The organism is Mycobacterium pseudokansasii, from assembly GCF_900566075.1.
GTDB lineage: Bacteria > Actinomycetota > Actinomycetes > Mycobacteriales > Mycobacteriaceae > Mycobacterium > Mycobacterium pseudokansasii.
Window position 1 is genome coordinate 1,639,089 of record NZ_UPHU01000001.1, and the last position, 20,273, is coordinate 1,659,361.

Annotated in this window: 18 protein-coding genes and 2 pseudogenes; 15 read left to right on the forward strand and 5 right to left on the reverse strand. The window is 65.9% G+C overall.

All coding sequences use genetic code 11. The features are described 5' to 3' along the window. The first annotated feature begins 4 nt into the window (after positions 1 to 4). Positions 5 to 1,738, forward strand: a complete 1,734-nt coding sequence (locus EET10_RS07500) for a sensor histidine kinase (RefSeq protein WP_051490579.1) — start codon at positions 5 to 7, stop codon at positions 1,736 to 1,738. Here the strand turns inward: EET10_RS07500 and EET10_RS07505 are convergent. Then, on the reverse strand, positions 1,718 to 2,716 hold the full coding sequence (locus tag EET10_RS07505) for an Acg family FMN-binding oxidoreductase (RefSeq protein ID WP_122502019.1): 999 nt from the start codon (positions 2,714 to 2,716) through the stop codon (positions 1,718 to 1,720). The two genes, EET10_RS07500 and EET10_RS07505, sit on opposite strands and share 21 nt — an antisense overlap. 185 nt (positions 2,717 to 2,901) lie before the next feature. On the opposite strand from EET10_RS07505, the gene EET10_RS07510 reads away from it, so the two are divergent. After that, positions 2,902 to 4,293, forward strand: a complete 1,392-nt coding sequence (locus tag EET10_RS07510) for a WS/DGAT/MGAT family O-acyltransferase (protein ID WP_036404121.1) — start codon at positions 2,902 to 2,904, stop codon at positions 4,291 to 4,293. Positions 4,294 to 4,333: 40 nt separating this feature from the next. Here EET10_RS07510 and EET10_RS07515 read toward each other — a convergent pair whose 3' ends face one another. The 3 genes and pseudogenes from EET10_RS07515 to EET10_RS07525 all read right to left on the reverse strand — a co-directional run. Continuing rightward, entirely contained in the window at positions 4,334 to 4,762 is a 429-nt protein-coding gene (locus EET10_RS07515) for a pyridoxamine 5'-phosphate oxidase family protein (protein WP_122502020.1), read from the reverse strand. 4 nt (positions 4,763 to 4,766) lie between these two features. Next, positions 4,767 to 5,786: an Acg family FMN-binding oxidoreductase gene (locus EET10_RS07520; protein ID WP_122502021.1), complete on the reverse strand. Its 1,020-nt coding sequence runs from the start codon at positions 5,784 to 5,786 to the stop codon at positions 4,767 to 4,769. Between the two features lie 176 nt (positions 5,787 to 5,962). Then, a pseudogene (locus EET10_RS07525) lies at positions 5,963 to 6,869 on the reverse strand (MMPL family transporter); the annotation flags it as partial. Positions 6,870 to 7,048: 179 nt separating this feature from the next. Here EET10_RS07525 and EET10_RS07530 point away from each other — a divergent pair. The 5 genes and pseudogenes from EET10_RS07530 to EET10_RS07550 all read left to right on the forward strand — a co-directional run bounded on the left by EET10_RS07530 (position 7,049) and on the right by EET10_RS07550 (position 11,763). Continuing rightward, positions 7,049 to 7,387 (forward strand): aminotransferase class I/II-fold pyridoxal phosphate-dependent enzyme, encoded by a 339-nt coding sequence (locus EET10_RS07530; protein WP_167480144.1) that lies wholly within the window; start codon positions 7,049 to 7,051, stop codon positions 7,385 to 7,387. Continuing rightward, positions 7,375 to 8,401 (forward strand): annotated as a pseudogene (locus EET10_RS07535) (zinc-binding dehydrogenase). The gene EET10_RS07530 and the pseudogene EET10_RS07535 overlap by 13 nt, the downstream one beginning before the upstream one ends. A 171-nt stretch (positions 8,402 to 8,572) precedes the next feature. After that, positions 8,573 to 9,931, forward strand: coding sequence for an HNH endonuclease signature motif containing protein (locus EET10_RS07540; RefSeq protein ID WP_036404113.1), 1,359 nt, complete (start codon positions 8,573 to 8,575; stop codon positions 9,929 to 9,931). Positions 9,932 to 9,966: 35 nt separating this feature from the next. Then, positions 9,967 to 10,170 carry a hypothetical protein gene (locus EET10_RS29970; RefSeq protein ID WP_036404111.1) on the forward strand — a complete coding sequence of 68 codons (204 nt, stop codon included), beginning with the start codon at positions 9,967 to 9,969 and terminating at the stop codon, positions 10,168 to 10,170. A gap of 9 nt (positions 10,171 to 10,179) precedes the next feature. After that, positions 10,180 to 11,763, forward strand: coding sequence for an FAD-binding oxidoreductase (locus EET10_RS07550; protein WP_036404109.1), 1,584 nt, complete (start codon positions 10,180 to 10,182; stop codon positions 11,761 to 11,763). Here EET10_RS07550 and EET10_RS07555 read toward each other — a convergent pair whose 3' ends face one another. Further along, entirely contained in the window at positions 11,764 to 13,137 is a 1,374-nt protein-coding gene (locus tag EET10_RS07555; protein WP_036404107.1) for an FAD-dependent oxidoreductase, read from the reverse strand. It lies immediately after the preceding gene. A 119-nt stretch (positions 13,138 to 13,256) separates the two neighbouring features. Between EET10_RS07555 and prfB the strand changes: the two genes are divergently transcribed. From prfB to EET10_RS07590, 8 genes are read left to right on the forward strand one after another with little or no spacing between them, the layout of a single operon-like run. Further along, positions 13,257 to 14,387 (forward strand): peptide chain release factor 2, encoded by a 1,131-nt coding sequence (gene prfB, locus EET10_RS07560; RefSeq protein WP_036404106.1) that lies wholly within the window; start codon positions 13,257 to 13,259, stop codon positions 14,385 to 14,387. Next, on the forward strand, positions 14,374 to 15,360 hold the full coding sequence (locus EET10_RS07565) for a mechanosensitive ion channel family protein (RefSeq protein WP_051490576.1): 987 nt from the start codon (positions 14,374 to 14,376) through the stop codon (positions 15,358 to 15,360). The genes prfB and EET10_RS07565 overlap by 14 nt, the downstream gene beginning before the upstream one ends. 2 nt (positions 15,361 to 15,362) lie before the next feature. Further along, on the forward strand, positions 15,363 to 15,818 hold the full coding sequence (locus EET10_RS29515; protein WP_081260279.1) for an Rv3103c family proline-rich protein: 456 nt from the start codon (positions 15,363 to 15,365) through the stop codon (positions 15,816 to 15,818). A 44-nt stretch (positions 15,819 to 15,862) separates the two neighbouring features. Further along, the gene (gene ftsE, locus EET10_RS07570; protein WP_036404372.1) at positions 15,863 to 16,552 is read left to right on the forward strand and encodes a cell division ATP-binding protein FtsE; all 690 of its coding nucleotides are present in this window, start codon (positions 15,863 to 15,865) and stop codon (positions 16,550 to 16,552) included. Further along, positions 16,553 to 17,446, forward strand: a complete 894-nt coding sequence (gene ftsX, locus EET10_RS07575) for a permease-like cell division protein FtsX (protein ID WP_036404102.1) — start codon at positions 16,553 to 16,555, stop codon at positions 17,444 to 17,446. Between the two features lie 2 nt (positions 17,447 to 17,448). Beyond that, positions 17,449 to 17,955, forward strand: coding sequence for an SsrA-binding protein SmpB (smpB, locus tag EET10_RS07580; RefSeq protein ID WP_036404100.1), 507 nt, complete (start codon positions 17,449 to 17,451; stop codon positions 17,953 to 17,955). 43 nt (positions 17,956 to 17,998) lie between these two features. Beyond that, entirely contained in the window at positions 17,999 to 19,228 is a 1,230-nt protein-coding gene (locus EET10_RS07585) for an ATP-binding protein (protein ID WP_167480145.1), read from the forward strand. Then, positions 19,228 to 20,262 (forward strand): tetratricopeptide repeat protein, encoded by a 1,035-nt coding sequence (locus EET10_RS07590; RefSeq protein WP_122502024.1) that lies wholly within the window; start codon positions 19,228 to 19,230, stop codon positions 20,260 to 20,262. Before EET10_RS07585 ends, EET10_RS07590 begins: the two co-directional genes overlap by 1 nt. Positions 20,263 to 20,273 lie beyond the last annotated feature (11 nt).

Sequence of the window (20,273 nt, forward strand, 5' to 3'; positions counted from 1 at the left end):
ACCCATGGCTGACAACCGGCTTCGCGTCGATCCGGGCACAACCCCGGACTCGGGTCTGCGTCCGCTGCGCCAAACGCTTTCCCAGCTGCGGCTGCGTGAGCTGCTGGTGGAAGTGCAGGAGCGGGTCGAGCAGATCGTGGAGGGCCGCGACCGCCTCGACGGGCTGGTGGAAGCCATGCTCGTCGTCACGTCGGGTCTGGACTTGGACGCGACACTGCGCACGATTGTGCACTCGGCGACCAATCTCGTTGATGCCCGCTACGGTGCCCTGGAGGTTCACGATCGGCACAAGCGGGTGCTGCAGTTCGTCTATGAGGGCTTCGACGATGAGACCGTCGAGCGGATCGGCCACCTGCCCCAGGGCCTTGGCATCATCGGCCTGCTCATCGACGAGCCCAAACCACTACGGCTGGAAGACCTTTCATTGCATCCGGCATCGGTTGGCTTTCCGGCCAATCATCCGCCCATGAGCACCTTCCTCGGGGTGCCGGTTCGGGTGCACGACATGTCGCTGGGCACGTTGTACCTGACCGACAAGACCAACGGTCAGCCGTTCAGCGACGACGACGAATTGCTGGTCCAGGCGCTGGCCGCGGCCGCCGGCATCGCCATTGCGAACGCCCGGCTTTACCAACAGGCCACGACGCGACAGTCCTGGATCGAGGCGACCCGTGACATCGCCACCGAATTGCTCTCCGGCGCCGAACCAGCGACGGTATTTCGGCTTGTCGCCGAGGAGGCGCTCAAGCTGACCGCGGCGGACGCGGCTCTGGTGGCCGTTCCGCTCGACGAGAACGTGCCGGCCGCCAAGGTGACGGAGCTGCTGGTGATCGAGACGGTGGGCAGCACTGTGGCTTCCGTTATGGGGCAAGTTATTTCGGTGGCGGACACCGCGCTCGCGGATGTCTGCGTCGACAGCAGCCCGAAACAGGTCGAGAAGTTTGCGCTGGACGGCGTCGACGTCGCGGGTCCGGCGCTGCTGTTGCCACTGCGGGCTACCGATACCTGCGCCGGCGTCGTCGTGCTGTTGCGCCATGACAGTTCCGGACCGGCCAGCGAGGACCAACTCGAGATGATGGCCGCCTTCTCCGATCAGGCCGCACTGGCGCTGCAGCTGGCCAGCTCGCAGCGCCGGATGCGTGAGCTCGACGTCGTGACCGAGCGCGACCGGATTGCACGCGACCTGCACGACCACGTGATCCAGCGCCTCTTCGCCGTCGGTCTGGCGTTGCAGGCTGCCGTTCCGCGCGCACGGGTTCCCGAAGTGCAGCAACGACTTTCGGAAGCGATCGACGATCTTCAGGGAGTCATTCAGGAGATCCGGACCACGATTTTCGACCTGCACGGAGGCTCACAGGGCATCACCCGGCTGCGGCAGCGAATCGATGCCGCCGTCGCCCAATTCGCCGGATCGGGGTTGCGCACCTCGGTGCAATTCGTCGGCCCGCTATCGGTGGTGGACAACCTGCTTGCCGATCACGCCGAGGCGGTGGTCAGGGAAGCCGTCAGCAACGCCGTCCGCCACGCGCGGGCCACGACATTGATGATCCGGGTCAAAGTCGCCGACGACTTGTGCATCGAGGTGAGCGATAACGGATGCGGAATGCCCGACCAGTTCACTGCCAGCGGCCTGACCAATCTGCGTCGGCGCGCAGAAGAGGCCGGTGGCGAATTCGCCATCGATGCGACCGCCACTGGCGGCACATTGCTGCACTGGTCAGCCCCGCTCCTCCAGTAGCTCGCGGGGCCCGTCGACGACCTGCGAAAGACTACGCCGCGGCGTGGCCGGTAACGGGTCGGCATTGATCGGCGCCCAACCGACTCGGAGCAGCATCTGCGGGTAGCCGCTGTCGCCGAACACGTCCGCGCGAACGGCGTCGCGCGTGCTCTGGATCTCCAATGGTTCGGTGATCGGGCAGGACGCCAATCCCATGGCGGTCGCGGTCAACAGGACGGCGCTGGTCGCCTCCCCGGCCCGGAGCCGAGACACGCGGTCGTCTTGGTCGGTGCCCAGTGCCAGGATGACGCCGCCGTCGTCGGCGGGCGAGATGCCGGAGGGTTGGGCCAGCGCCGGTGCCGCGAACAGCCGGCCGGGGATCGGGGCGCTGCGATCCGACGGCGGAGTGTTCCGGGCCGGAACCCCGGCCACGCCGCCGTAGCGCCCACTCCAGGTCGTGAGCTCGCGGATGTACTCCTCGTCGCCCGCATGGCTCCACACAGCTTGGGCGACAATTGATCTCATCTTGTCGAGCGCGTCGACCTGGCGGAGCATAACCCCACAGCGAGCCGCCCGCGCGGCCATCTGGGCGACGTCACCGCCGGCCACCGGCCAGCTGCTGTAGACGCGACGGTCGGTCCGGCGCCGCGGGATGGCCGCGGCGAGTGCGATGTCGGCGTGATCGGCATCCTGGGCCTGGAACTCGATGGTCGCGAGGTGGCGGGGGTTGTCCGGATCGGGCAAGCGGCTTACCTTGGCGCGCCAGCCCATCGACGCCAAGGCAACGACACAGTGATGCAGTGCGACACCGCAGCTGATGATCAGATCGCGCCCGTCCGGGTCGGTGCTGTGCAGTTGCATGTCGGGCTCGGAGAACAGGTCCAGACTTGCCGCGCCCACCCGCCACCGCCACGGTTGGGTGTTGTGGACCGAGGGCGCACGGGTGGCCAGCGTAAGGACCGCTCGAAGGGCGCCCGCGTCCGGGAATGGGGCATTCATGGCTGCCTTTCCGATTCAGACCAGCCGTCCCATCGTTGTCATGCATCAAGCATCGGGGCGGGGCATTTGATCGTGGCAGAGGACGAAGCCCTCGGCAAGCAGGGACCTTTGGCCCTGCCGCGATGCCCGGGCGCGAGGCATAGTGGTACCGAGAGTTGCAGATAACTGGGAAAAAGACACTGATGATGACCCACCTGACGATGCTGGATGCCGGGTTTCTCAAGGCCGAAGACGTTGATCCGCGCGTCAGTCTGGCCATCGGTGGCCTCGCGGTCATCGAAGGCTCCGCTCCTGACCAGGATGTGCTGGTGTCGCTGTTCGCCGAGCGCATTCGCGCCTGTCCGCGGTTCGGGCAACGGTTACGGCTGCACCCGTTGGACCTGGGCGCTCCCGAGTGGGTGGACGACCCGGACTTCGACATCGACCGGCACGTGCGGCGGGTTGCGCTGCCCCATCCGGGCGACGACCGCCAGCTGTACCGGCTGGTCGCCGACGTGATGGCGCGGCGTTTGGATCGCGACCGCCCGCTGTGGGAGCTGTGGGTGATCGAAGGTCTCACCGACGACAGGTGGGCGATGCTGACCAAGGTCCACCACTGCATGGCCGACGGAATCGCGGCCTCCCACATCCTGGCCGGATTGTGCGACCCAAGCGGTCATGTCGCTCGGGACAGTTTCGCGGACCGGACTCACGCCGCGCCGAAACCAGAGCTGGGCGCATCGAATCCGCTGAGCCTGCTGAGCGGCCTATGGACTGCCCCCGGCGCAATCACGTCAGGTATCGTCCGCGTCGTCCAGGGCGCAGGCGAACTGCTCGCCGGTCTGTTGACCCCCGCCGAGTCGACGCTGAACGGGCCGCTGAGCGACTTGCGCCGGTTCGGCGGGGCGCGGGTCTCGCTGGCCGACCTCGATGTGGTGTGTCAGACGTTCGGTGTCACCATCAACGACGTTGCCCTGGCAGCGATGACCGAGAGCTACCGTAACGTCCTGGTGGCGCGTCGGCAGCGGCCCCGCCCGGGTTCGTTGCGGACCTTGGTGCCGGTTTCGGTCCGGTCGACGGACGCCTTCGGCGAGATTGACAATCGCGTATCGGCGATGCTTCCGAATCTTCCCGTGGAGGAAGAGGACCCGGTGCAGCGGCTGCGAAGCGTGCATGAACGGTTGAGCCACGCCAAGAGCAGCGGTCAGCCGCAAGCCGGAAACGTGTTCATGTCGCTTGCGAATCGCATTCCGTTCGCGATGACGGCCCGGGCGGTCGGCCTGCTGATGCGGTTGCCTCAACGTGGGATCGTGACGGTGGCGACGAATGTGCCCGGGCCGCGTTACCCGCTGAAGGTCTTGGGCAAAAGGGTGGTCGCGGTCTTCCCGGTCCCGCCGCTGGCGATGCACCTGCGAACCGGTGTTGCGATGCTCAGCTACGCCGACGACCTGTACTTCGGCATTCTCACCGACTACGACGCGCTGACCGACGTCGATCAACTGGCGCGGGGAATCGAAGCCGCGGTGGCACGGCTGGTGGCAATCAGCAAGCGGCGCAAGGCCCGCCGTAGCAAGGGACGGTTGTCCCTGGTCGTGTGACCGTATATGTTCTAAGCATTCGTCGACCGGTGACCGGTCGTTACGCAAACGTCTCGGCGCGGTCCGGCTCCGGACCGAACAAGAAACGCCGGCCGGTGATTTCGGACGGGATAACCCGCACGTAGTGCAGCTTCAACGTCGCGACCCATGGTCGCAGTTGGGCCTGCTCGGCTTTCAGGATCTCTGCGTCGGTGCGCAGAACCTGTGCATGGCCTTTGACGATGACACTCCAGCCTTCCACCGCATTGTGATCGTCGGCCTCGAATGCGACTGGGCTATTCGTCACGGCGAGAAACAATTTCGCGCCCTCGGCCGTGCGGAAGAGCACGGTGCGGTCCTGCACGACATAGTTGACCGGGAAGATCTCGGGCTCACCGGCGATGCTTGTCACCAGTCGGCCGAGCGCGGCGCTGCTCAGGAGTTTCCAACTCTCGTCGTCTGATAGGAAGGTAACTGGCTCGTCGGGCATCGGCTCAACCTTTCTCGGGCTTTTCGCGAATTTCAAGGACGGTGTTCAGCGGCCGCCGCGGTGTGGGCGGGGGAGCGTCATCGATCGGTGGCGTGATCCCCACGCGTACCAGGACTTGCGGCTCGCCGCGGTGGCCGATCAGGCCGCGGACGATGTCGCGGCTTTCGCTCGACTCGATGAGATGGGACAGCGTGCAGGTCGCCATACCGGCCATGGTGCATTCGAGCAGGACGGTTGACAGCGCTTCTCCGCACCGTAATACGTCCAACCGAGTGTCTTCAGGTGTGGACAGCACCAGGATTTTCGACCAGTCGGCCGTGATCTGCGGGCGGCGCTGCTGGTGGCTTCGTACTGGGAAATCCCTGCCGACGTCGACTCGGAGGCGTTCGGTGTCGGATGCCAGCGCGCTCGGCGGCACACCCTCGGCCAATACGAACGGCGAAGTCCACCAGTCGAGTTCGGCATGATAAGACGGATCGTCACGACGCAGCGCTTCGCTGTACTGTGACGCCTGCACCAGTAGTGGTCGTTGCTCATCGGCGAGGACATCCAGCATCGCGATGTCGTCGTCGTCGACGGCGCCGCGCAGGACCGGCTCGAAAAGGTCCCAGTAACTGGGGCGGTCGAACGGAAGCCGATCGGTTCGGCGCTGCAGAATCGCCTCGGCCCGCTGTCGCTGGGCCGCGGTGACGTGATCGGTGAGGCGAAATTCGATTGTGGCCAGGTGGTCGGGGCGGCTCGGGGTGGGGAAGCGAGTGATGCTCGGCTGCCACCGCACCGCGGTCATCGCGACGCACAGGTGATCGAGTGCCGCGCCGCAGCTGATAAGTGCTTCACGACCGGAATGATCTGTGGCCCGTACGATTCGGTGGCGATCGACGAACAGGTGGGCGGTGCAGACGTTGGCATTGTGCTCTACGACCCATCGCCACGGTTGACTGTTGTGCACGGACGGGGCGCGGCAGGCCAGCAAGACTGCGTTCGCGAGCACCTCGATGTCCACACCGTGGACGTTACGGGCCATTGTCTGTGGTTGATAGGGTCATTCGTCATTTCGGCAAATGTCTAGTGTCACTGTGGTTTCACGGTAATCGGTGGGTCGTTTGGTGGCGCTGGTGTCGTCGGACGGGTCGCGGGTTGCGGGTTTCCAGCGGGACTAGTGGCTCGACAGACGCGCAGAATCCGTCGCTGACCGAGCGGTCAAGGCAGGCCTGCGGATTCGTCGATGCCGATGCGCCCATGCAGGTGCGCCAACGGCGCGGGTGCCCACCAATTCCACTGGCCCATGAGGTACATGAACGCCGGAACCAGGATCATCCGCACCACGGTGGCGGTCGACCAGCACCGCTATCGTGAGCCCCAGACCGAACATCCGCATGAACGAGACGTCGGCAGAAGTCAGTGCCGCAAAGCTGATCGCCATGATCAACGCTGCGGCGGTGATCACCCGGCCGGTGTGTGCCAGGCCGCGGGTGACACTTTCGTCATTGGCGGCTCGTCGTGGGGCCGGCGTCATGGCCGACACCTCCCGCTTCAACATGCACCAATACTCGCGGATTCTCGCGATCAGGAAGACTTCGTAGTCCATAGACAAACCGAACGCGATGCAGAACAGCAACACCGCCAGGTTGGCGACCAACGTTCCGGTGGAGGTCGTACCCAAGCCACCGAGGTGTCCGTCTTGGAAGACCCAGACCAGCGCGCCGAACACGGCCGTCAGCGACATGAAGTTGAGAATCACTGCCTTGACCGGCAACACGATGCTGCCGGTCAGCAAGAACAACAGGGTGAACGTCACCGCGGCGATGAAACCCAACACCCACGGTATTCGGGCCCGGATGGCGGCCACACTGTCGCGGTTGGTCTGGGCCAAACCGCCGAATTCGACCGTGCGGGCCTGGGGTGGTGTGACCGCGTGCAACGCGTCGAGCCGGCCGTCGGAGGCGTGAGAGTACTGCGGCGCCTTACTGTTCACGGTGAGGAAGGCGCTTCCGCCGGAAACGCCCGTCGGCGCGTCAGGGGGTCCGACGGCTCTGCCGTCGATATAGGTGCCCTGCGGTGCCGACACATCCAAGACACCGTCGACCTTCGACAGGGCGGCGGCGTAATGTGGCGGCGGCCTGCGAACTGAACGCGCGCAGGTGCGCAATCCGGGAGCTGACCGGAATGCCGAGTCCGCTGTTTCTCGAGCGCAAGGGCTATAACAGCCCCGTCCTGCAAACGCGGGACGGGGAGCTGACCAACGTCGCCGGCTAGAACTATCTGGGTCTGGCGCATCACCCGAAAGTGGTTCGCGCCGTACAGGATGCGGTAGCGCAATACGGCGCCTCGGCGTCGAACAGCCGTATCACCTCAGGCGAGATCGAGCTTTGTCCGCGCCTCGAACAGCGGCTGGCCCGAATCTATGACGTCGAGGCGGCCATCATCGCAACCAGCGGATTCCTTACCAATGCCGGAGTCCTTGGATACCTGTTGGGTGAGGGTGACGCAGCCATCTGCGACTCGCTCATTCATGCCAGCGTCGTTGCCGGTGCCCGTTGGGCCGGCGCGCGTGTCATGACCTTTCGCCACAACGACCCGGATTCCCTACGCGGCATCCTGCGAGCATCCCGGTGCGTACGGTAGTCGTCGACGGGCCGCGCAGCATTCGGGTCGAGACCCGTCCCGATCCGGCCCTGACCGGACCCGAGGGAGCGATCGTCGCGGTGACCGCTGCGGGTATCTGCGGATCCGATCTGCATTTCTACGAAGGTGATATCCCGATACCGGGGTCGGTGGCCCTCGGCCATGAAGCGGTCGGCACCGTCGTCGACGCCGGACCGCACGTACGCACCGTCGAGGTTGGCGACCGGGTCATGGTGTCTTCGGTGGCCGGCTGCGGTGCCCGCCTGGGCTGTGCCACCCGCGACCCGGTCACCTGCTCGGCCGGATTGCAGATCTTCGGCTCCGGCGTGCTCGGCGGCGCGCAAGCCGATCTGCTCGCCGTGCCCGCCGCCGACTTCCAACTGCTCAAGATCCCCGACGAAATATCCACCGAGCAGGCCCTGCTTCTCACCGACAACCTCGCTACGGGGTGGGCTGCGGCTCGGCGAGCCGACATTCCATTCGGCGGCACGGTCGCGGTGATAGGCCTGGGAGCCGTCGGACTCTGCGCGCTGCGCAGCGCGTTGGCCCAAGGCGCCGCAACGGTTTTCGCTGTCGACCGGGTCGGGGGGCGATTGCAGCGCGCAGCGGCGTGGGGTGCGACGCCCATCGTGGCGCCGGCAGCCGAGGCCATCATCGCCGCGACGGGCGGTCGCGGCGCGGATGCGGTGATCGACGCCGTCGGCACGGACGCATCGCTGACCGACGCGATCGACGCGGTCCGGCCCGCCGGCACCGTCTCCGTTGTTGGGCTACATGATCTGCAGCCGTTTCCCCTGCCCCGCCCTGCCCTGCCTGTTACGCAGTATCACGCTGCGGATGACCACCGCGCCGGTGCAGCGCACCTGGCCGGAATTGATTCCGCTGCTGGCATCCCGCCGGCTCGACGTCGACGGCATCTTCACCACCAGAATGCCGTTGGACGAAGCGGTCACGGGCTACGCGCTGGCCGGGGCCCGGTCCGGTGAGCAGGTAAAGGTCTTGCTCACGCCGTGACGTGACGTGCGCGGCGACAGCCAACAGGACGTGCAGACAATCACAGATGACAGAACTGCCAAGCTCCTCTTCCCTTGGGTCGGCGCTACCGGCCTCCCGGCAGATCAAGCCAGGGACGGTCCCCGTCGGTTCGACACCATCAATGTCGGTGGCCGGCGATAGTGTTCGAACATGCGTTCGACTAATCGGGAAGATGTCATCTCGGCCTTCGCTGCGCTCAAGGCGGCAATGACGCAGTTGCTCGAGCTCTCCTTCGACGCGTTGACCACTGCTGAGCGGCTGGTCTTGCTGGAGCACTGTGAGACGACGCGGCGTCAGCTGCCCAGCATCGAACACTCGCTGATCAACCAGATTGCCGAGCAGTCCAGCGAGGAGGAGCTGGGTGGTAGGTTGCCTTCGGCGTTGGCCACCCGGTTGCGGATCACGCGGGCGGAGGCCAGCCGGCGGGTGGCGGAGGCGACCGAGCTCGGTGAGCGCCGCGCGTTGACCGGTGAGCCGTTGGCGCCGCAGCTCAGCGCCACCGCTGCCGCGCAACGGGACGGGCGCATCGGCGCGGCCCAGCTGCGGGTGATCCGCGACTTCTTTCGCCAGCTGCCCGCCGGTGTGGACCTCGAGACGCGGGAGAAGGCCGAGGCCCATCTGGCCCGGCTGGCCACCCGGTTTAGTCCCGACCAATTGGCCAAGCTGGCGCAGCGGCTGATGGACTGCCTCAACCCCGACGGCACTTTCACCGATGAGGACAGGGCACGGCGACGCGGCCTGAGCCTGGGCAAGCAGGGCCTTGACGGGATGTCGCGCATCAGCGGCTGGCTGACCCCGGAAGCGCGCGCCAGCCTGGACGCGGTGTTGGCCAAGCTGGCCGCTCCGGGCATGTGCAACCCGCACGACGACAGCCCGGTGGTGGACGGCCCGGCACCTGAGGAAGCCGCGCAGCGTGACACCCGCTCGGAAGGCCAGCGCAACCACGATGGCCTGCTGGCCGGCCTGCGCGGCTTGCTGGCCAGCGGCGAGCTCGGCCAGCACAACGGCCTTCCCGCCAGCATCATCGTGACCACCACGCTCAACGACCTCGAAGCCGCCACAGGTAGGGCGCTCACCGGCGGTGGCACCCTGTTGCCCATGTCGGATGTGATCCGCTTGGCCCGCCAGGCGATTCATTACCTGGCGATCTTCGACAACGGCAAACCCCTGGCGCTGTACCACGCCAAACGCCTCGCGTCGCCGGGGCAGCGAATTGTCTTGTACGCCAAGGATCGTGGCTGCAGCGCACCCGGCTGCGACGTACCGGGTTATCGCTGCGAGGTCCACCACGTGCGGGAGTGGGCGACCACGCACCGCACCGATATCGACCAACTCACCCTGGCCTGCGGACCCCACCACAAACTCCTCGACAGCGGCTGGACCACCCGCAAAAACGCCCGCGGCGACACCGAATGGATACCACCGGCCCATCTCGAGCACGGCCAACCGCGAACCAATTCGTTGTACCACCCAGAAAGGCTCCTGTGTGACGGGGAAGACGAAGAATGAGGTTGACCGGGCCGCTGTCATGGCATGCTGAACGCATGGCAGGCAAGGAAATCGATCGGGTCCGGGCGACAAGCGCGCTCGCCGTGATCAAACAGCACCCCGGGATGGTGCTGTTCGCGTTGTCACCGGTGCTGGCATTGCTGGCCGCCATCTGGTGGCTGGCGGGCGCCGGCTGGGCCATCGCTGCGGCGCTGGTGCTGCTGGTGGTGGGCGGAGCCGTCGTCGTCGTCAAACGCTGACCACAGAGCATGCGTTCGTGGTGGGGTTGGGGTGACGTCGAGGACGCGCTGTCACACCGGGAGACGCAGGCATTGGTGTCGCGCGTCGCGGCGCTGCTGCCCGGCCATGACCTGACCGACCACCAACCCCCGGATCCGCCGGCACTCGGGTTGGCGCCCCCGCGGATCACCCCACCGGCATCGCTGGCCGGGCTGTGTTCGGCCGACCCTCTCGATCGTGCCGGGCATGCGCGCGGCAAGGCGTTTCGCGACGTCGCGCGCAACCTGCAGGGTCGCCTCGACCATTTTCCGGACCTGATCGTGCGGCCGCGCAGCGAACAGGACGTTGTCGACGTGCTGGATTGGGGTACGCGCGGGCACGTCGCCGTCATTCCCTACGGCGGCGGCAGCTCGGTGGTCGGGGGAGTGGAGCCGCGCTTCGACGAGCCGGCGGTCACGGTCGACATCGGCGCGTTGGACGCAGTGCTCGACATCGACCGGGTCAGCCGGGTCGCGCGCATCCAGGCGGGCGCGTTCGGGCCGTCGATCGAAAACCAGCTTCGCCCAAACAATCTCACGCTGCGCCATTTCCCGCAGTCCTTCGGTTTCTCGAGCCTCGGCGGCTGGCTGGCCACCCGCTCCGGCGGACACTTCGCCACCCTGTACACCCACATCGACGACCTGACCGAGTCGATGCGCGTCGTCACCCCGGCCGGAATCAGCGAGTCGCGGCGGCTGCCCGGGTCCGGTGCCGGACCGTCCCCGGACCGGCTATTCCTTGGTTCGGAGGGCATCCTCGGCATCATCACCGAGGCCTGGATGCGGTTACAGGACCGGCCGTGTTGGCAGCTCACCGCGTCGGTCGCCTTCGACGACTGGGCCGCCGCGGTTACGGCAACCCGCACGATCGCACAAGCCGGCCTCTACCCGGCGAACTGCCGGCTCCTGGACCCGGCCGAGGCATTCCTGAATGCCGGCACCACGGTCGGCGGCGGGCTGCTGGTGCTGGCTTTCGAATCGGCAGACCACCCCGTCGACGCGTGGCTGCAACGGGCCGTGGAGATCGCCGCTGACCACGGCGGCAGCGTCACCGCGCGGCGTGGCCGCGAAACAACTACCGGCACAACGGAAAACGATGCCTCCCAAAACTGGCGTTCGGCGTTCCTGCGGATGCCCTACCAGCGAGATGCGTTGGCCCGCCGCGGCGTAATCGCCGAGACGTTCGAAACCGCTTGCACTTGGGCCGGATTCGACGCCCTGCACGCCGCGGTGACCGACGCCGCCCGGACCGCGATCGAACACGTCTGCGGAACCGGCCTGGTGACCTGCCGATTCACCCATGTCTACCCCGACGGCCCGGCCCCGTACTACGGCATCTACGCGGGCGGACGCTGGGGTTCGCTGGACGCGCAATGGGACGACATCAAAGCCGCCGTGTCCGAGGCGATCAGCACAGCCGGCGGCACCATCACCCACCACCACGCCGTCGGCCGCGACCACCGCCCGTGGTACGACCGGCAGCGCCCCGACCCGTTCGCGGCGGCCCTGCGCGCGGCGAAGTCCGCGCTCGACCCGGCCGGAATCCTCAACCCAGGTGTGCTTGTCGACCCCTGATCAGCGGTGGCCCACCCGCAGCAACTCGGCGACATTGGGCAGCTTGACGCGCGGACGCCCGTGCGGCTCCCCGGCCGCCCGTTCGAAGTGGTCGATGATTTTCCACTGCGCCGTCGTGACCAGCTGAGGTTGTCGGGATGCCAGCCAGGCGGCCAGCTGCTCGCCATGGTCGGGTGGGAATTCCGCGAGCGCTTCGGTGGCCGCCAAGTCGGCCATCAGGGTGTCGACGGTGTCCTGGGAATCCTTCTTGTTGGTGCCGATCACGCCGGTCGGGCCGCGTTTGATCCACCCCACCACATATTCATTGCGGCTGCCTTCCACCCGGCCGGCGGTGTTGGGAATGGTCCCGCGTTTCTCGTCGAACGGCAGTCCGGGCGTCGGCACCCCGCGGTAGCCGACCGAACGCACCACTAGCTGCACCGGCAACTCCTCGCGCTCGCCGGTGTCCCTGGCCGATACCCACCCGCTCTCGTCGGCGACCAGTTCGTTGCGTCCGAGCACGATCTGCTCCACCTTGCCGTCGCCTTTGATCTCGATCGGGGAGGTCATGAACCGGAACACAATCTTGCGGTGGCCGGGCCGCGGTGGGCGCTGGGCATAGTCGCGCAGCACCTTGATGTTCTGCTTGGCCGTTTTACCGGCCGCCGCGGCGTCCTCGTCGCTGACGCCCTGAAGTTGGGCCGGGTCGACCACCACGTCGACCCCTTCCAGCTCGCCCAGTTCCCGCAATTCGAGCGTAGTGAACGCCGCCTGCAGCGGACCGCGCCGGCCGACGAGCACCACTTCCCGAACGCCGCAGGGGCGCAGCGACTCCAGCGCGTGATCGGCGATATCGGTGCACGCCAGCACCTCGGGGTCGGTGACCAGGATGCGCGCGACGTCGATCGCGACGTTGCCGTTGCCGACCACCACAGCCCGGGCGCCCGACAGATCCGGTGCGGCATGTTCGAAGTTGGGATGTGCGTTGTACCAGCCCACGAAATCGACGGCGGCGATGCTGCCCGGCAAATCCTCCCCGGGAATGTTCAGCGGCTTGTCGGACTGCGCCCCGACGGCATAGACCACCGCGTCGTATCGCTCGGCGAGTTCGGCGGGGGATACGTGTTTGCCCACCACTATGTTGCCGAAGAAGCGGAAGCGGGGATCTTCGGCCGTCTTCTCGAAGGTTTTGCTGATCGACTTGATCTTGGGGTGGTCGGGGGCGACACCGGAGCGGACAAGTCCCCAGGGCGTCGGCAACATCTCCAGCATGTCGACGGCCACGTCGATGTGGTCGGAGCCGTCGGCGGCCTTCAGCAGCGATGCCGCGGCGAAGAACCCCGACGGCCCGGAGCCGACGATGGCGACGTGGTAGGGACGGTGGTGTGGCCGCATGCTCGAGCTTTCTGTTCGTGCCCGGAAATGCCCGGAATGGGATGTGCCGCAGTCGCGCGATGCACTGGTCCCATGATGCTAGACGCTGACCACGGTAACTCCCGGTAACGTGGTCGGCTGTGGAACCCGACCGTCAAGCCGACCGCCGAGCCGAGATAGCCGCCCTTGACTCCACCCTGACCACGGTGGAGCGGGTGCTCGACGTCGATGCTTTGCGGGCCAAGATCGACAAGCTCGAGCACGAGGCGTCCGACCCCAAGTTGTGGGACGACCAGGCCCGGGCGCAGCGCGTGACCAGCGAGTTGTCGCACGCCCAGGGGGAACTGCGCCGGGTCGAGCAGCTGCGTAGCCGCCTCGACGACCTGCCGGTGCTCTACGAGCTCGCGGCCGAGGAAGAGGGGGAAGCCGCCGCCGAAGCTCTGGCCGAGGCCGACGCCGAACTCAAGACGCTGCGCGCCGAGATCGAGGCCACCGAGGTGCGCACCCTGCTGTCGGGCGAATACGACGAGCGTGAGGCGCTGGTCACGATCCGTTCCGGCGCGGGCGGGGTGGATGCGGCCGACTGGGCCGAAATGCTGATGCGGATGTACATCCGCTGGGCCGAGCAACACAAGTATCCGGTCGAGGTCTTCGACACCTCCTACGCCGAAGAAGCCGGCATCAAAAGCGCCACCTTCGCCGTGCATGCGCCGTTCGCCTATGGCACGTTGTCGGTCGAGCAGGGCACCCACCGGCTGGTGCGGATCAGCCCGTTCGACAACCAGAGCCGACGCCAGACGTCGTTCGCCGAAGTCGAGGTGTTACCGGTGGTAGAGACCACCGACCACATCGACATCCTGGAGGGCGATGTACGGGTCGACGTCTACCGGTCCAGCGGCCCCGGCGGCCAGTCGGTGAACACCACAGACTCCGCGGTGCGTTTAACCCACATCCCAACGGGTATTGTGGTGACTTGTCAGAACGAGAAGTCGCAACTGCAGAACAAAGTGGCGGCGATGCGAGTTCTTCAAGCAAAGTTGTTGGAACGCAAGCGTTTAGAAGAACGTGCTGAGCTGGATGCGTTGAAGGGCGAGGGCGGCAGTTCCTGGGGTAACCAGATGCGGTCCTATGTCTTGCACCCCTACCAGATGGTCAAGGATCTACGGACCGAGTACGAGGTAGGCAATCCGGCAGCCGTCCTGGACGGAGACATCGACGGGTTTCTGGAAGCAGGAATCCGGTGGCGTAACCGAAAAGATGACAGCAACTAACACCACAGCTCTTGCCCTCGCCACAGCTTCTGTGGCCCAGCGCTGGCACGACTTCTGGCGCGGTCACATCGGCGAATGGATCATCACCCGGGGCCTGCGCATCGTCATGCTGCTGATCGCAGCGGTGCTGGCGGCCCGCTTCGTCAGCTGGGTGGCCCAACGGGTGACCCGGCAGCTCGACCTCGGCTTCGCCGAAAGCGACGCGTTGGTGCGCTCGGAGGCGACCAAGCACCGGCAGGCCGTGGCGTCGGTGATCTCGTGGGTGTCGATCGTGCTCATCGGCATCGTCGTGGTCATGCAAATCGCCGACGTTCTGCAATTTTCGGTGGGCGGCCTGGTCGCGCCGGCCACGGTGGTGGGGGCGGCGCTGGGCTTCGGTGCCCAGCAGCTGGTCAGGGACCTGCTGGCCGGTTTCTTCATCATCGTCGAGAGGCAATACGGCTTCGGAGACCTGGTCAAGCTCACCATCGCGGGGTCGGCGACCGATGCGACCGGCACCGTCGAAAACGTGACGTTGCGGGTGACCAGGCTGCGCTCCGCGGACGGCGAAGTGTTCACCGTCCCCAATGGTCAGATCGTCAAATCGGTCAACCTCTCCAAGGACTGGGCCCGCGCGGTGGTGGATATCCCGGTCTCGACCAACGCCGACCTGAACCGGGTCAACGAGGTCTTGCACCAGGAGTGCGAGCACGCACGCGACGATACGGTGCTGGGGGAGTTGCTACTGGATTCACCCACCGTGATGGGCGTGGAGAGCATCGAGCTGGACACGGTCACGCTGCGGCTGGTGGCCCGCACGCTGCCCGGCAAGCAGTTCGAGGCTGGTCGGCAACTGCGGGTGCTGGTCATCCGCGCGCTGGCCCGCGCCGGCATCGTGACCGCGGCCGACGCCTCGGTGGGCCTGGTCGAAGACCCTGCGGTGCCGGCTGCCGAAGCCGCCGAGGCGGCCGAGGCCAAGGGTGCGGTGCGGTAATGATGAACTTGTGGCCCAACGTGCTGGGTAGGCGCGACGGGAATGACGCACGGCGCACCCCGAGCCACCTGTTCGGTGGTCGGGTGCGCACGTCGACGGTGGTGTTGATCATCGTGTTTCTTGCGGTGTGGTGGACCTATGACACCTACCGTCCGGAACCGGCCCCCGCAAGGCCTGCGCAGGTCGTGCCGCCGGGCTTTGTGCCCGATCCCGACTACACCTGGGTGCCGCGGGAGAGAGTGGCGCCACCCGTGACCACTCGGGTGCGGCCGACGCCCACCACCGCGACGACGACGACGCCGGAACCGACGACCACGACCACGACGCCGACGCCTTGGTCGCCCCCGTGCTTGCTGCCGCCGCCGTTCTGCCCGGCGACCACGACGCCGACCACACCGGAGCCGTCACCCCAACCCGGGCCGGGCCCGTCGCCCAGTTCGACGCCCCCGGCCAGTTGAATTTCGCTTCGCAGCGAAACTCACCGCTACACTGGCGTGCCGTGATGATCACCCTGGACCATGTCACCAAGCAGTACAAATCGTCGGCGCGTCCGGCGCTTGATGACGTCAACGTCAAGATCGACAAGGGTGAGTTCGTCTTCCTGATCGGCCCGTCGGGTTCGGGCAAGTCGACGTTCATGCGGCTGTTGCTGGCGGCCGAGACGCCGACATCCGGAGATGTGCGGGTGTCGAAGTTTCATGTCAACAAGCTGCGCGGTCGAAACGTCCCGAAGCTGCGTCAGGTGATCGGCTGCGTCTTTCAGGATTTCCGGCTGTTACAGCAAAAGACCGTGTACGAAAACGTCGCCTTTGCGCTGGAGGTGATCGGCAAACGCACCGACGCGATCAACCGGGTGGTGCCCGAGGTGCTCGAGACGGTGGGATTGTCGGGCAAAGCCAACCGGCTGCCACACGAGCTTTCGGGCGGCGAACAACAGCGGGTCGCGATCGCCCGCGCCTTTGTGAACCGGCCGCTGGTACTGCTGGCCGACGAGCCCACCGGCAACCTCGACCCAGACACCAGTAAGGACATCATGGATTTGTTGGAGCGGATCAACCGAACCGGGACGACGGTGGTGATGGCCACTCACGACCATCACATTGTCGATTCGATGCGGCAGCGGGTCGTCGAGTTGTCGCTGGGCCGGCTGGTTCGTGACGAACAGCGCGGCGTCTATGGGATGGATCGCTAAGTGCGCTTCGGCTTCCTGCTCAACGAGGTCCTGACCGGCCTTCGTCGCAACGTCACCATGACGATCGCGATGATCCTGACCACCGCCATCTCGATCGGCCTGTTCGGCGGCGGCCTGCTGGTGGTCCGGCTGGCCGACAACTCCCGCGCCATCTACCTCGACCGGGTCGAAACCCAGGTCTTTTTGACCGACGACGTCTCCGCCAACGATCCCGCCTGCGACAGCGACCCGTGTAAAGCGCTGCGCGAGAAGATCGAAAAGCGATCCGACGTCAAGGCGGTGCGCTTCCTCAACCGCCAGCAGGCCTATGACGACGCCATCCGGAAATTCCCGCAGTACAAGGACGTGGCCGGAAAAGACTCCTTCCCAGCGTCGTTCATCGTCAAACTGGAAAATCCCGAGCAGCACAAGGACTTCGACACCGCGATGCAGGGCCAGCCCGGGGTGCTGTCGGTACTCAACCAGAAGGATCTGATCGACCGGCTGTTCGCAGTGCTCGACGGGCTGAGCAACGCCGCGTTTGCCGTCGCGCTCGTCCAGGCCATCGGCGCGGTCTTGTTGATCGCCAACATGGTCCAAGTCGCGGCCTATACGCGGCGCACCGAGATCGGCATCATGCGATTGGTCGGGGCCAGCCGCTGGTACACCCAGCTGCCGTTCCTGGTGGAGGCGATGTTGGCCGCGACCGTCGGCGTGCTGATCGCCATCGGTGGCTTGATCCTGGTGCGGGCGATGTTCTTGGAGAACGCGCTGAACCAGTTCTACCAAGCCAATCTGATAGCCCGCGTGGACTACGCCGACATCCTCTACATCGCGCCGTGGCTGGTGCTGTTGGGCGTGGCGATGTCCGCGCTGACGGCCTATGCGACGTTGCGCATCTACGTGCGGCGGTAACGATGGCCGGGCAGTCCAAGCAGGCCAAGACGGCCGGCAAGAAGATCGGCCGGAAGATCATCGCCACCAATCGCAAGGCCCGGCACAACTATTCGATCATCGAGGTCTTCGAGGCCGGGATGGCTCTGCAGGGCACCGAGGTGAAAAGCCTGCGCGAGGGACACGCGTCGTTGGTCGACGCCTTCGCCACCATCGACGACGGCGAAATCTGGCTGCGCAACCTGCACATCCCCGAGTACCAGCACGGCAGCTGGACCAACCACGAACCGCGGCGCAACCGCAAGTTGCTGTTGCACCGGCGTCAGATCGACACCCTGATCGGAAAGCTGCGCGAAGGCAACTTCGCGCTGGTGCCGTTGTCGCTGTATTTCACCGACGGCAAGGTCAAGGTCGAGCTCGCGCTGGCTCGCGGCAAACACGCCCACGACAAACGCCAGGACATGGCTCGCCGCGATGCCCAGCGCGAGGTCGTCCGGGAACTGGGCCGCCGCGCCAAGGGCATGGGCTGACCGGCGTGCAGCTGCAACCTGGCGGTACCTACGGGGGATGGCCGTGACTGAAGACCCATTGATCCGGGAATTGTCCGCGGCGGTGGAGCGCAGCCCCGAAGTCGTCGAGCTACGTCTACATCTGGCTACCTTGTTGGCGGACAGGGGCCGCTACGCCGAAGCCTTGGGACACTGCAGCGCGGCGTTGAGCCAAGACCCCGGCAACGCGGGCGCGCTGAGCCTGGTGCAGCGGTGCAGTGCCGCGCTGGCAGCATCGGTGCAGCCGCTCCCTGCTGAGCAGCAAGCGCCCGCCGATGCCGGATTCGACTGGTCCATTGCTGAAAAAGAAGTCGCCGATATCATCGAGCCCGCGTTCGTTGATGCGTCCCCCGATGCCCTCGACGAGAGCGATTTCGACGTACTGCAGTGCAGCCGGGTGCGGCTGGCCGATGTCGCGGGCATGGCCGACGTCAAACAGCAACTGGAACTTTCGCTACTGGGACCGCTGCGCAATCCCGATCTGATGAAGGCATACCAGGTGTCCGCCCGCGGCGGGCTGTTGCTGTACGGGCCTCCCGGATGCGGGAAAACCTATATCGCCAAGGCGGTTTCGGGCGAACTGGGTGCCAGTTTCTATCAAGTAGGAATCGCCGACGTGCTGCACCGCTATCTGGGGGACAGCGAGCGGAGTATCCGCTCGATGTTCGACAATGCCCGGCGCAACGCGCCTTGCGTGCTGTTTTTCGACGAAGTGGATGCGCTGGGGCACCGTCGTTCCGCGCTGAGCGGTGGCTCGGGCATGCGGACCGTCGTCAATTCCCTGCTGGAAGAACTCGACTCGGCCACGTCCACCAACGAGGGTGTCTATGTGCTCGGCGCCACCAATGCCCCCTGGGATGTCGATACGGCGTTGCGCCGGCCCGGGCGTTTCGACCGGATGATTTTCGTGGGATTACCTGATGCCGAGGCCAGGGCGGGGATAGTCCGGTTTCACTTGAAGGATCGGCCGATCGCCGGGATCGACCCCGCCGCGATCGCAGGGCGCACCGAAGGGTTCTCGGGTGCTGATCTGGCGCATGTTTGCGACAGCGCCACGCAATTGGCGATGGCCGACTCGATGCGCAGAGGGCAGGTTCGTCCGGTGATGATGGCCGATGTGCACGCGGCCATGGCGCAGATCCGGCCCAGCGCTGGACCTTGGTTCGAAACCGCGCGTAACGTCGTCGAATTCGCCAACAATGACGGCACCTACGATGAGCTGGCAAAGTACTTGCGGCGCAGGAAGATTCGGTGATGTCGGACACGGACACTGACCACGTGGCCGAAGCTGTCCACATCGCCAGCGCCTACGCCGACACGGGAAATTATGAGCGGGCCCGGGATGTCTTGCGCCGTGCGCTGGCAACAGATCCACATGATTCAAGGCTGCTGGTGCGCCACGCGCAAGCCGAACATGCGCTGGGCAACTATGCGGGCGCGGCGTGGAGTGCCTATGGCGCTCTGGCCGTTGCGCCAGAGAACGAATTCGCCATGCGGCTCTATGCGTCATCGCTGGATGCGCTTGGCCGCAGCTGGGACGCTTTATGCGTGGCATGGCAGGCCGTGCTCACGCATCCCAATGAACCACTGGTGCACCTGGCTTACGCGCGGCTGCTGCAGCAGTCGTGGCAATTGCCCAACGCCCTGTATGCGGCAGACCAGGCGGTACGGCTTGCTCCCCATGATGCCGACGCTCACGTACTGCGCGGCTCCATCCTGCACGACTTGCGCCGCATCCCCGAATCCACAGAGTCGTATCGGGCTGCGTTGGCGCTGGACCCTGGCAATTGCGAAGCCCTGAACAACCTGGCCGTCAACGGACTTCATCGGCGAAGATTTGGGCACGCTCTGCGGGGATTCCTCGCCGCCGCGGGCGGCAACCCGGAGATCGGAGACCTAGCCCGCCGGAATATTGCCGCGGTGCTGGAGAGGGTGTTCCAAGTGGTGACGGTCGCCGCCGGAGTCCTCGGATTCATCGCTGGTGTCGTGGTGGAGATGCATAGCGAAGGCAAGTCGACGGCGCCACTGCGCCTGCTTGCCGGGTTGCTCACTACGGCGCTGATCGTCGTGTTTGTCTGGGTTCTCCGGTCTGTCCCGCGTCAGGTATTGAGTTCGGTGTTGCGACAGCACCGCCTCGTGTCCCTCCGCGTCCTTCATGCGCTACTGGCAGTACTTGCCGGGGCGTGGGCCACCATCTTTGCCTGGCCCGTGGGGATCCTTCCGGTTTGCGGCTTGCTGGTGTTCAGCGGTCTCATCTTGTTTCGGGTCGGCCTCCGCTTGTTCAGCTGACCGGCCTACGA

Excerpts from the sequence above, each read along its gene's own strand:
- EET10_RS29515 (WP_081260279.1), top strand. The coding sequence starts at position 15,363 with ATGAACTTGTGGCCCAACGTGCTGGGTAGGCGCGACGGGAATGACGCA.
- EET10_RS07565 (WP_051490576.1), top strand. The coding sequence starts at position 14,374 with ATGACAGCAACTAACACCACAGCTCTTGCCCTCGCCACAGCTTCTGTG.
- EET10_RS07505 (WP_122502019.1), bottom strand. The coding sequence starts at position 2,716 with ATGAATGCCCCATTCCCGGACGCGGGCGCCCTTCGAGCGGTCCTTACG.
- EET10_RS07540 (WP_036404113.1), top strand. The coding sequence starts at position 8,573 with ATGCGTTCGACTAATCGGGAAGATGTCATCTCGGCCTTCGCTGCGCTC.
- EET10_RS07550 (WP_036404109.1), top strand. The coding sequence starts at position 10,180 with ATGCGTTCGTGGTGGGGTTGGGGTGACGTCGAGGACGCGCTGTCACAC.
- EET10_RS29970 (WP_036404111.1), top strand. The coding sequence starts at position 9,967 with ATGGCAGGCAAGGAAATCGATCGGGTCCGGGCGACAAGCGCGCTCGCC.
- EET10_RS07520 (WP_122502021.1), bottom strand. The coding sequence starts at position 5,786 with ATGGCCCGTAACGTCCACGGTGTGGACATCGAGGTGCTCGCGAACGCA.
- EET10_RS07515 (WP_122502020.1), bottom strand. The coding sequence starts at position 4,762 with ATGCCCGACGAGCCAGTTACCTTCCTATCAGACGACGAGAGTTGGAAA.
- EET10_RS07590 (WP_122502024.1), top strand. The coding sequence starts at position 19,228 with ATGTCGGACACGGACACTGACCACGTGGCCGAAGCTGTCCACATCGCC.
- ftsE (WP_036404372.1), top strand. The coding sequence starts at position 15,863 with ATGATCACCCTGGACCATGTCACCAAGCAGTACAAATCGTCGGCGCGT.
- EET10_RS07510 (WP_036404121.1), top strand. The coding sequence starts at position 2,902 with ATGACCCACCTGACGATGCTGGATGCCGGGTTTCTCAAGGCCGAAGAC.
- smpB (WP_036404100.1), top strand. The coding sequence starts at position 17,449 with ATGGCCGGGCAGTCCAAGCAGGCCAAGACGGCCGGCAAGAAGATCGGC.
- EET10_RS07500 (WP_051490579.1), top strand. The coding sequence starts at position 5 with ATGGCTGACAACCGGCTTCGCGTCGATCCGGGCACAACCCCGGACTCG.
- EET10_RS07555 (WP_036404107.1), bottom strand. The coding sequence starts at position 13,137 with ATGCGGCCACACCACCGTCCCTACCACGTCGCCATCGTCGGCTCCGGG.